The sequence below is a fragment of the Blastomonas sp. 34TW genome, from assembly GCF_059803595.1.
The window spans coordinates 1-10,370 of sequence record NZ_JAPFGW010000032.1; the positions used below are offsets into that span (position 1 = coordinate 1).

Consider the following 10,370-nt stretch of genomic DNA (forward strand, 5'->3'; position numbering starts at 1 on the left):
ACAGCTCTGCGATGCTGTCCTCACCACGCAGGCCGTCCAGCACGATGCGGATCTTTTCTTCGGCAGAGAAATGGCGCCGGGTTGCTCGGCGGATATCCTTGACCACCCGCTCAGCTGGGGCCTTCTTGGGAGGGGATTTTTTCACGGAGGGTTGGGTCTTCATCTTCGTTCCTTCGTCACTACGACGAAGCCCCAACCCTCCTTAAATCACAACCTCAAATCTGTGCCATTGGTGCTGACGGGGGACACGCGTGAGCCAATCACCAGCAGTCGAACTGACCGAGGCTATCATTGCCAGTCCCAGAGGGACGTTTGAGACCGTAGCAGGTGCCAAGGAGGGATTGAGGCGGTCGGTAACCCTCACCGTCATCGTAGGTACGATGAGGGCGCCGTACATGAGCGTCGCCCCCAGAAACCAGTTGAACCAGGCACGCCAGTTGAGGCTGAACGCCACCACCAGCAGCGTGTAGATCAAGCCCATGACCATCACGACGCGCAGCAGCGAACGAAAGCCCCCTCCCCCAGTCCAAGCGGATACCGCGTTGAAGACATTGACGATGTATTCGCCGCCGCCGATCGTGAAGATCTCCATCATGGCACGCGGTCCCTACTGGATGCCCTGACGCGAAAGCGACGTGCTGAATGACAGCGCGGCCGACATCTGCGGCGACAAATTGTTCCTGAGCGTGCCCTCAAGGAACACCGCGCGCTGAACCACATGCTGGGTCCGGTCGAGGCGCAGCTTCATGCCTTGCGAGTATGTGTCGAGGACCTGTCGGACCGAATTGATCTGATCGCGCCACTGCGAAAGAGCTTCCTCATTGGCGTTCTGGAAGGTCCCTACCCCGCGCGAGGCATAGCCATAATATTGCTCCGCAAGCGCATCGAGGAGATCCATCGCCACGATTTCGGCGAAGTCATTCATGTCGTTGCTGGTCATGCCGCCGAGGGTTGCGGCAGCGTTGACCGTCATGATCTTGTAGAGCGGAATCGTGGTCGCTCCGAGCAAGCCAATCTCGTCACTGGTGAGCGCGGCATTGCTGCGAACCTTCGCGTTCATGCTCTCGATCATCGCCCGGACCCTGGGTTTCAACGCCTGTGATGCCGAAATCGACATGGCCTGCGTGGTCGGGTTGAGGCACTTGTCGTTGGTATCGCAATTCAGCATCGTGACCGAGCTGGTACCGTCCAGAAGCGCAGTCAAAAGGGCGCGGTCGCCCTGCCCCACGAACTGGAACCCGCGTTTGCCGCTGGCATCCCCATCCTGGTAGAAGATCACCGTCCCGACGAAAGTCATGAGGTACTCACGAAACTCGGTCGAGAAACTGGGGTAGCTTTGCTTGAGCATCTCCCACGTGAAGTTGTAACTCTGTGCAGGAATGTCGGGATCGCTGTTGGCCGCGATCGTCGAGGCACGCTGCCCACCTGTCCCGCATTCATGGCGGCTCTTGGCCCAATCGGAGAACAACCCCTGGCTGTTGCCGACCGACTTGCAAATCTCCGAGGACATCCGATCGGACTTGCCCCACAGGCCGCCGACGAGGTTCTGCGCCACTTCGCAGCTGTTCATGTTGAACTGGTTCATCTGCTGAACCTTCTGTGCCATCTCCTCGATGGTCGAGGCGATCTGCGGGCTGATCGACTTGATCGCGAGCTGGAAGGCAAAGCCCAGCGCGTTGTTGGCCGTCGCTTTGAGCATCGCCACGATCTCATCGGTGTTGATGAAGGAGAAGCTGCCGGAGAAAACGTCGATGCCCCCGCATCCAGCTTTGACCCCGGGCAGCTGGAGATTGACCGGGTTCACGTTCTTTTGCGGAAAGCGGGTCCAGATGTTGCCGCCCGAGTAATAGCCTGCCGACTGGCCCTGATAGGTGACGGGGCCGGTGGCATTGGCGGCGGCGCCCATATCGTCAAAGAAGCTATTGAGCTCCGAGCCGACATTGGCACTGACGGGGGCTGCAGCGAAACTCGCTGCAGCAAGCACGGCAAGGGCCGTCCCCGACGAGCGGAAGAGGCGGGCGGCAAAGCCGCGCTTGGTCTGGCGTGCCATCAGTAGTCACTCCCGGGCTCAATCTGGGTGAGGTAGAAAATGCGCTGCATCACATCGTCGGCCGCCATCACGCCGTAACCGATGGGAATCGGCTTGCGTGCCTGGGTGTCGAAAAGGACCAGGGCCGGCACAGCGCCGCCTTGTAGACCCATGCGCTGGTACTGGCCGCTATCGACGACATAATTGGGGAACGCTTCGTTGGGCCCGCCATCCATCGAGACCGCGAGCACCTCGAGCCCGTATGTGTCGGACAGCGCCCGCATTACTGGCGAAAAGGTTCGGCAAGCCGAGCAGGAGGAGGAGTAGAAATAGAAGACCCCGTAGCGCTCGGTGAGCGCCGCCATTGAGCCCTCACGCTGGGCTTTGCGATCCTCTGCCCAGGTCTGTTTTGCGAGAGTCGAAACAGGCCGTTCGAGCGTATAGTCGAGATCGGGGTTCTGCCAGATCGAGCGGCCCCACACGTCCGCGAATGTCGAAGCGCGGTCGAGCTGCTCGCGCTGGAAGCGGATATAGCTGACAATGTTTTCGGACGTTGGCTCGAGAATGGCCCGTGCTTTGAGCTCATCGAGCTTCGCCGTAATCTGAGCCATGCGCTCGGTCGCAGGAATGGCTGGCGATGCGGGCCTTGCCTGCTCGCGTGCCTTGCGCTTGGCTTCCTCCGAGTTGCAGTAAAACCAGCTCCCAAGCTTGCGCTCGTCGCAGTAGAACGCATCGCGATTGGCATCAGCCGGTGGCTGGGCGAGCAAGGGGAAAGCCGCCGCCCCGAGGGCTGCTGCAAGGCTCAAGAGCGCTAATCTCGTCATGGGCATTTTCCTTTTTCAAGGTCGAGCATCTGCAAGAGGAAGGCAGTCTTGAAATGACCGCGGCCCCGGTCGATCATCCGGATCATCCCCCCCGACAGGGTGGTGGTCGCCTCCACACCTGCTGGCGTGAGGCAAAAGTCGAAATAACCATCACTCATCCGAGTGATGGAGCCGCGATCAAGAAGACGCTTGATCGACGCTGCGAGCTCACCGACCGTCGCAGGCCGCAAGAACCAGTCTTTGATGAGCGCGAACATCTCGGTCTCGCTGCGCGCCAGATCACGACCGATGGCGACGCTGACCGCGAGATCGAGCACCTGCGCGGGCGGAAACGGCTCGCTATGCGGGAAGGCAAGAATATCAGCACTGCTCATGGGTCAGGTCCCACCGTTCGTATTGTAATAGTTCTGAATTTTCTGCTGGATCTGGATCGACATATCGATCTCGTCAGGCAGCTTTGCCGCATCAACGAACTCGGCATAAACTTCCCGAAAATCCATGCGGCTCAAGTCAAGCTGCTGGAACTGACCGATCAGGAAACCTTCGCAGTCAGGGCGTTGCGGCGTCCCCCACCGCATTCCAAGCTGCGCCTTGCCTTGCTCATTCAGAATCCGGACGAGCTTACTGCCGTAGCAGCAGTATGACTGCTTGCGGGTCACGCAGACGCCGAGCACGCGGGCTGAGCAATAGGTCCCGACAAAGCGGCACAGACCTGCATCATCCCGCTTGTCGACCTCACGGTCCTCGCGGTCGCACAGGAACGGCGTGAGAAGCGGCACACCCTTGCCGCTGCAGCAGTTCGAAAGGCCAAAGACCTTGCGGGTGCAGCGCAAATGCTCGCCGCTGAAGATCTTCAGCCGGTCGGGATCAAACCCGTCCCGCAGCTCGCCCATGACGTTCATGGCGACCATGGCGTCCTTGAACTCAGGTGATGCCTCGCGCTCGACCTGAGTGCATTCTCCATTGATGCAATAGAGATCACCCGCACAAACATAGGCGGGCGGAGACGGCGATCCCGCGCCGGGAATGGCGCACTGATACCAGCGATCATGGACGTTGCAGGTCACACCATCTGCGTCAAAGCTCAGGCACTCGTCATGGCTGAACCTGCAATCGCCACGCGCCTCAAGGGCACCACAGTCATTGGCAGGAGCCACCCCTTCACACTGATAGGTCCGCTGCCACTCCCAGCAGCTGCGCGTCACCGAAAGACCATTGATGACCCGCGTCTCTCCAGGCGCAGTGCAGACCTCGCTTGCAAGCGTGCAGGAGGCACCATTCGTGGCGCTCTGGCAGGCGGCCTCGTCGACGGTCTCGACAACGATCCGCGAGGTGTCGCGTTCAATCCCGCCCGGTACGCCGCTTAGCCGAGAGGGGCATTGCCAGACCTGGCGAAAGATTGGCTCGCCTGGCTCAGCACACCACCTGCGACCGAACTCCTCTTCCACCCACTGCAGGCACCTTTGCCCTACCCGAACGCTGCGCTCGAGCGTGCATGAGCTGGAGCCCTGCGCTTGGGCAAGCATCGGACACATCTCATTGCGATCAGCAAACTCTTCGGTTTCGCAAGAATACTCCCAGGTGCGCCCTCCCTCGGTCTGTATCTGCAGCGACGCATTACAGCTGCGCGCCTCCGCAAAGGGCTGCGAGCCGGCATTGCAGCTTTCGAGATAAGTCGTGGTGCCCGTGCTTCCCGGAGGCAAGGGGTTGCAGGCTCCCGCAGCTCCTCCGGGCCCACCACCAGCGCCAAGATAGGCGTCGGGGTCAGCTTCGATCAGACGACCGACAGACAGATCGACAGTGTCGGAATCGAACCGGGTCCTGTAGGGATCAACGATAACGCGGTACTCATCGCGATACCGCTGCGCTTCTCCCGCCGCCGTCAGCCCGACAGGATCATCGACATAATCGCGCGAAGGAACATCAGTGCCCTGGAAGCCGGGCACGTTTGCCGCCGCACCATTGCCAAGAATGCCCGATGACGTGGTGTCACGGACACCCTTTGCGATTGCTTCGCCTTCTACCCTCGCATCACTGGCCGCCATCTGGGCGTGCGCAAGATGACCGCATGCCGCAAGCGCAAGGGAGACCGCAAGGATGCGCAGGCCATTCACCTTTTCCCCCTCAGATTGGCAAGAGCGAGACGGGCAACCGGCGCGCCCGGCCCGCCCGCCCCGGCGAAGGTCTCGAGCACATAAGCCACACTGGTATTGCCTGAGATGCGATCATGCGGCGGCGGCGCGGTCACACAATCGAGCTGATCGCAGGGCTCGAAATCGGTCGCGAGAGCCACATAGGTGGGAACTCGGTCGACACCAAAGGATCGAAACAGCCGGGGATCGATTGCCACATTGCTTGCGCCAGACTGGTCGACAACCTTTCGGATACCACTGATGAAGGTCTGCGGATTTCCGGTGGAGAAGCCGCGGAAAACGACAACGCCGCCTGCCCTGGTCGTGTCAGCGATCATCTGTGCGAGCGCCTCTTCGGGCATCGACAGGCTCGCGAATGCCACGAACAGCGGCGCACCCTTCGGGCGGGCCATGCCGGCCTTGGCGCCAGCCACCATTTCGTCGAAGTCGACGGGGCCATCTTTCCCGGCGATCTGCGAGACATTGAGGCCGCCGGCTGCCTCATAGCCTTGCGCGACAACCGTCTGCGCCTCTTCGCCTTGGGTTTGCGCGTTAGCGGTAGCATAGTCGAAGAGCGCCTGGGCGTCGGCCTTGAACGTATCGGCCCGCGCCTCGATTGCTTTCGGGTCGAAGTCCGTCAAATCCTGGGCAACGACGGCTGTAACACCAAGCAGCAGGCTGGCGGCGAGAGCGGGGAAGAGTCCTCTGCGGTTCATTGGCGCGACCTCACAACATGCAGCAATTGCGTTTGCGCCAGAGGAGGAAGCCGACATCCTCGCCTTTGACGGGATAGACCTGCCCAGATTTGGGCAAGATCGTGGTCGCTCCAATCGGAGAACAGGCTTCGCGGCCACTCACCATGGGCGTCGGATTTACCTGCTGCATCCGGTACTGGCTCTTCTTGAGGATCGGCATGATGTACTTGGAACACAGCGCTTTCGATCCGCTGGTGCCCCAGGCGAGACCCTGACGGTGGAGCTTGTAGACCATGCGCTCGGCCGCGAGCCGCGCTGACTGCTTGATGCCGATATTGGCACCAACATTGCCGTTCATCGGATACATCGAACCTTGGCAACCAGAGCACCAGAACAGCTCGTCCATTGGCAATCTTGCGCTGGCCGAGATGCAATCGGCCGAGCAGGCGGCCTGCGCGATGACTGAGGTGAAAAGGGCGGCCTCGGGATTGAGCAGAGATGCCAGCTCGTCGTCCTGCCAAAGCGGATCGATCTCGCTCATATAGGCAACGTCGAACGAGCTCGCCTCGAGACAGAGGAAATCGGTCACCACCTCGAGCCAGTAGAGAAGCGGGTAGATGTAATAGTGCACGTGGTATTTGGCGGTGCGCTGGGACTGGCCCCCTAGCTGCGCGCCATCCGAGGCATAACCGTTACCGATCGAAAAACCGGGGTCGAGCTTGATGCCGCCAAGGTTCGGAAAGCACCACGGCTTGGTCGAGACATCAATCAGCCGGACCGGCTCCCAGAACCCGATTGCAAGGCCGATGCGCGGCACCGGCGTGCCGCAGGCGCAGATCGGAAGATCCGGATTGTCGGTGTCAGTACGCGATGATGGCCAAATCTTGAGCGACCCCAGCGACAAGGGGAACATGCAGCCCCAGCACACATCGGTCACCGGATTGACGAAACTGCCTGAGCACCGGCCAGGCCCGCTCGGAAGACCCTGAGCCAGAACCGGAGGGGCCAGCACGGTTGCCGCCATAAACAGGGACGCAAAGCCCAGGAGGAGCGCAAGGAGCCTAGAGCGCATCGTCTCTCTCCCTCATCAGCCAGGCATCATCCGCCGCGTTCTTGGCCCGGACCCAAAGGAACCCCTGAAGCAGAGCGAAGGTCGTAGCGCCTGCGAACATTGCGAGAGCAAAGATGCCGGTTAGCGCCCGAAGTGCCCCGAACGAGACGACGAGGGCAGCGACCAGAAAGAGCCCGGTCATCGTGCGCAAACGTGCCGCCTTGAGCGCGCGCGTTTCGGGCGCAGCAAGAGGCGCCGGAACCAGATTGCGCCAAGAGTTCATGCCCCCCTCCCCTTGCGCGCAATGGCTTGCTCAGTGACTATGAGGACGTCGCCCCGCTGCTCGACCAGCGCCGGGGTCCGGCGTATCCCGAAATAGCTGGTAAGACGGCCGTCCTGATCAAAGTAGAACCGGCGCTGGTGAGCCTTCATGAGCTCGAAGGGAGAGCCATCAACGAAGATGATCTTGGCGCGCGCATCACCCCCGTGCTTAATCGCCCATTCGACTTCTGCCGGGTCGTCTCCATCAACAAAGAGGAGCTTCTTGCTAAGCCCAGCAGCGGCAAGCGGGTTGACGCGCTGACCGGCCACAGCAATCGGGTTTCCTTTGTGATCGCGGATGTCCTTGTCGATCCGGATCGAGGGATCGAACTCCCAGCTCCGGGTCTCTTCCGCAGGCGAAATCCCGGAGACCGGGACCGGTCGCATCACCCTCGCCTTCACCTTTTCGGCGAACTGGCGATTCATCTGATCGAGTTTTCCGGTCGCAGCCGCATGGTCGAGCCGCGCCTTGATAACGCTCAGGAGATCTGGCTCAGCAATGGGCCAGGTCTGGCCCATCTGCCCGTGGTCGACGCTTTGCCCAGACACTGCCCCGCCGCTCGAAGCCGTCGCTGACACCGCAAGTCCGCCAGCAACGAGGAAGGAGAAAGCGACCCTCACAGGATTGGCTGCCCGGTGCCGACAAGCCGGTCGCGGCACACAAAACCGATGTGGGCATAGCGGCTGTCGAACCCGTCCTTGTGCGGTGTGCCTGCAAAAATGCAGCCTTCCGGCACAACCCCGAGCGGGCCAGCGGCAAGACGATGCCCAAGCTTCGTCATCGGTTTGATGGTCGCCACACGCTTGCCGTTGACGTGCACATCATTCCCGATGCGCGTCACCATGTCGCCCGGCAGACCAAGAGCGATCTTGGTGAAAGCCGCCGGCTTCGCCCCAAAATACTTGACCGTAATGGGATCATGACCGGGATGGAAAACCACATAGTCCCCGCGCACCGGAAAACGCCTGGCCTCGACCACGAACGCCCAGTTCGGGAGCGAGTCCGTCACGTTGATCATCAACGCGTGGTTCTCGCTCCACTTCGAAGCTGCGCTGAGGGCACCTGCAACGAGACAGACAGCAGCGATCGCCACAAGCCTGCCACCGGTCGAAAGGCGTCTGGTCGCACCTGTCTTCACAGGGGGCTCACTGTCCGACAAAAGCCGAGCAAACCCCTTGCGTTGAGCCGAACGAGGGAGCGGATCAGGGTTTGCCATCGCGCTGACGCCCCTGATTGGCAGCCATGAAGGCCTGCATCTCTTGTTCAACGCGGGCCGCCTGACCCTGGGGAGCGGCGCCAAGCGCTTGGGCGGGTTGGGGACGCGGAACCTTTGCGTAAACGGCAGTCTTCACGCTCTGCGTGACGTCGGGAACCTCGCCGCCCACGATCGCCTCATGAACGAGCACGACTTTCCCGGACTTCGACAGGCCAGATACAGTCTCATCAAGCGCTGCCATGAAGACAGCGGTCTGCCGCGCAGCAGTCTGCTCGTCGGCATTCGAGCGTGCCTGTGCCTGGAGATAATCCCCGATGATGCCCTGCAGCTGAAGCTGGACGAATTCCTGCTGCCCTGCCCCCTGTGCGGCAACACTCTTGGTCACCCAGGCCCCCCAGACAAAGGTCGCCGCAGCGCCCGCGAACAGGAGGATTTCACGAGCCGACAGCGCGGCAAAGCGACTGCGACGTCTGACCTGTGAGGCCTTTGCCGAAGCGGGTGTGGCAGGCGCCGCCATATGGTCGAAAAGGTCAGTCATTGGTCATCTCCGGCAATAGAAAAGGCTGAAATCAGGCTCGCGCGGCGGAAGAAGGCGATCAGCACAAAGCCCGTGAGCATGACGCCGAAGCTGATGGCCGCGAACTGGCCGCGTCTCGAAGCGTCGGCGGCAACGAAGCGCGACGCGAGATTGTCCAGATGAAGCATCAGGCCATCGAGAGTGAAGCCGCCAAGCACGAGGAAGAACAGCGTGGCGATGCCCAGGGTCGCAAGCGCGCTGGTGGCAAGCCAACCGCTGAACCGAAGGGCAATAACGACAAGATCCTGAGCGGCCTTCTTGCGGCGCGCAATGGCCGAGTGACGCATCGGGGAACGGCCAAGGGGACGTGCCAAGGGACGAGAAGGCGTGCTCATTCTGCAGCCTCCCTCATCGGAAGATATTCAGGCACCTGATGCTCTTCAGGGAATGCGACTGCCTCGATGGCATCGGGCATCCGGTAGCCACGCTGCACATAGTCCTCAATCTGAGCGAAGACGTGCGGGCTCGATGAATAGAGCGTGCCCGAAAACCGGTCGAGGACCAGGCGAGCGACGCATTCAGTCTCTGGGCCGCGGATGAAAATGTCCGAGTAGTCGGTGCCGTTTCGCTTCAGCGACCGGAGCAAAGCCTCGGTCATGTTGTCCATCTCGAACCGGTCCGAATTGCGAAAATCCGAGATGGTTTCGCCCTTCTGCTGGAGGATGAGGAACCAGTCGGAGTTTTCGAGGGCGGCCCGCGAGCCTTCGGATTTGTAGTAATCGTGGATCGACTGCGTGGCAGTGATCAGCGCGCCGCCATATTTGCGGCAGGTGCGCGAATAGGTCTCGACGAAGTCGGCCATCGCCCCGCCCTTCAGCATCTGCCAGGCCTCATCGATGATCAGCGGTTTCGGGATCGCGCGGTCCATCCGGCGCATGACCTGCGAGGCAATGAACATGATCGAGGTCAGAACGACGCCGCGCAGCTCCACCCGGGTCGCAAGGTCCGAGAGCTCGAACACGGTAAGATCGGCCGACAGATCAAGGTTGGCATCGCCAAGGAAGAACTTCCCGTATGTTCCCTTGGCCGCGAACGGCAGCAGCGAGGTCGCCAGATCATAAGCGAAGGGATGCTCGTGGCCCTTGAGGGCCTGCATCACGTGATCGATGGTGCCGTCCCGCCCATGGGTGTCCCACACAAGATTGACCGCCTGGTCGATAAGCCCGCGCTCCGTGTCATTGAGCCGGGTCTCGTTGCGCGCCATCTGCGACACGATGGATTTGAGCATCGCAAGGCAATCGACCAGATAGTCGTCGTCACCTTCGGCAAGGGCCTCGTCGATCATGCGAAACGGGTTGATCGAAATGCCCGAAGACAGCTTGAACTCGGTGAAGGTCCCGCCCAGCGCCTTGGCCATATGCTCGAAACTGCGGCCGTCATCGATCACGATGGTCTTGGCCCCGACCCCTGCAAAGCTTGCCGTGAGGTCCTGCAGCAGCACCGACTTGCCCGAGCCGGACTTGCCGGAGATCGCGACATTGTGGTTGCCGGCACTGTTCTGGAAGGGGGACCAGAATTGCGGCT

The 10,370-nt window shown here is 61.1% G+C and carries 12 protein-coding genes and 1 pseudogene; all 13 read right to left on the reverse strand.

Features of this window, described 5'->3' with window-relative positions:
- Nucleotides 1–247: 247 nt before the first annotated feature.
- Nucleotides 248–595 (reverse strand): annotated as a pseudogene (locus OPU69_RS19550) (conjugal transfer protein TraG N-terminal domain-containing protein); the annotation flags it as partial.
- Nucleotides 596–607: 12 nt separating this feature from the next.
- Nucleotides 608–1,984 carry a conjugal transfer protein TraH gene (locus tag OPU69_RS19555; protein WP_498513225.1) on the reverse strand — a complete coding sequence of 459 codons (1,377 nt, stop codon included), beginning with the start codon at nt 1,982–1,984 and terminating at the stop codon, nt 608–610.
- A 65-nt stretch (nt 1,985–2,049) separates the two neighbouring features.
- Nucleotides 2,050–2,853, reverse strand: a complete 804-nt coding sequence (locus tag OPU69_RS19560; protein ID WP_498513227.1) for a conjugal transfer protein TraF — start codon at nt 2,851–2,853, stop codon at nt 2,050–2,052.
- On the reverse strand, nt 2,850–3,227 hold the full coding sequence (locus OPU69_RS19565) for a hypothetical protein (RefSeq protein ID WP_498513229.1): 378 nt from the start codon (nt 3,225–3,227) through the stop codon (nt 2,850–2,852). Before OPU69_RS19565 ends, OPU69_RS19560 begins: the two co-directional genes overlap by 4 nt.
- 3 nt (nt 3,228–3,230) lie before the next feature.
- Nucleotides 3,231–4,967 carry a conjugal transfer protein TraN gene (locus tag OPU69_RS19570; protein WP_498513231.1) on the reverse strand — a complete coding sequence of 579 codons (1,737 nt, stop codon included), beginning with the start codon at nt 4,965–4,967 and terminating at the stop codon, nt 3,231–3,233.
- Nucleotides 4,964–5,701, reverse strand: coding sequence for a type-F conjugative transfer system pilin assembly protein TrbC (gene trbC, locus OPU69_RS19575; RefSeq protein WP_498513233.1), 738 nt, complete (start codon nt 5,699–5,701; stop codon nt 4,964–4,966). The genes OPU69_RS19570 and trbC overlap by 4 nt, the downstream gene beginning before the upstream one ends.
- 10 nt (nt 5,702–5,711) lie before the next feature.
- Entirely contained in the window at nt 5,712–6,704 is a 993-nt protein-coding gene (gene traU / locus OPU69_RS19580) for a conjugal transfer pilus assembly protein TraU (protein ID WP_082660520.1), read from the reverse strand.
- Nucleotides 6,705–6,741: 37 nt separating this feature from the next.
- Complete coding sequence (locus tag OPU69_RS19585; RefSeq protein WP_058803354.1) at nt 6,742–7,014, reverse strand: hypothetical protein; 273 nt, start codon at nt 7,012–7,014, stop codon at nt 6,742–6,744.
- Nucleotides 7,011–7,673 carry a type-F conjugative transfer system protein TraW gene (gene traW / locus OPU69_RS19590; protein ID WP_058803355.1) on the reverse strand — a complete coding sequence of 221 codons (663 nt, stop codon included), beginning with the start codon at nt 7,671–7,673 and terminating at the stop codon, nt 7,011–7,013. The genes OPU69_RS19585 and traW overlap by 4 nt, the downstream gene beginning before the upstream one ends.
- Nucleotides 7,670–8,191 (reverse strand): S26 family signal peptidase, encoded by a 522-nt coding sequence (locus OPU69_RS19595; RefSeq protein ID WP_498513236.1) that lies wholly within the window; start codon nt 8,189–8,191, stop codon nt 7,670–7,672. Before OPU69_RS19595 ends, traW begins: the two co-directional genes overlap by 4 nt.
- Nucleotides 8,192–8,255: 64 nt before the next feature.
- Nucleotides 8,256–8,786, reverse strand: coding sequence for a TrbI F-type domain-containing protein (locus tag OPU69_RS19600; protein WP_498513238.1), 531 nt, complete (start codon nt 8,784–8,786; stop codon nt 8,256–8,258).
- 17 nt (nt 8,787–8,803) lie between these two features.
- Complete coding sequence (locus OPU69_RS19605; RefSeq protein WP_082660514.1) at nt 8,804–9,181, reverse strand: hypothetical protein; 378 nt, start codon at nt 9,179–9,181, stop codon at nt 8,804–8,806.
- Nucleotides 9,178–10,370 (reverse strand): TraG/VirB4 family ATPase (locus OPU69_RS19610; protein ID WP_498513240.1); only part of this gene is annotated, 1,193 nt, incomplete at its 5' end. The genes OPU69_RS19605 and OPU69_RS19610, both read right to left, overlap by 4 nt.

What these genes read in the sequence shown, in the direction of transcription:
- OPU69_RS19560 (WP_498513227.1), bottom strand. Translation starts at nt 2,853, where the DNA reads ATGACGAGATTAGCGCTCTTGAGCCTTGCAGCAGCCCTCGGGGCGGCG.
- OPU69_RS19565 (WP_498513229.1), bottom strand. Translation starts at nt 3,227, where the DNA reads ATGAGCAGTGCTGATATTCTTGCCTTCCCGCATAGCGAGCCGTTTCCG.
- trbC (WP_498513233.1), bottom strand. Translation starts at nt 5,701, where the DNA reads ATGAACCGCAGAGGACTCTTCCCCGCTCTCGCCGCCAGCCTGCTGCTT.
- traU (WP_082660520.1), bottom strand. Translation starts at nt 6,704, where the DNA reads ATGGCGGCAACCGTGCTGGCCCCTCCGGTTCTGGCTCAGGGTCTTCCG.
- OPU69_RS19585 (WP_058803354.1), bottom strand. Translation starts at nt 7,014, where the DNA reads ATGAACTCTTGGCGCAATCTGGTTCCGGCGCCTCTTGCTGCGCCCGAA.
- OPU69_RS19600 (WP_498513238.1), bottom strand. Translation starts at nt 8,786, where the DNA reads ATGGCGGCGCCTGCCACACCCGCTTCGGCAAAGGCCTCACAGGTCAGA.
- OPU69_RS19605 (WP_082660514.1), bottom strand. Translation starts at nt 9,181, where the DNA reads ATGAGCACGCCTTCTCGTCCCTTGGCACGTCCCCTTGGCCGTTCCCCG.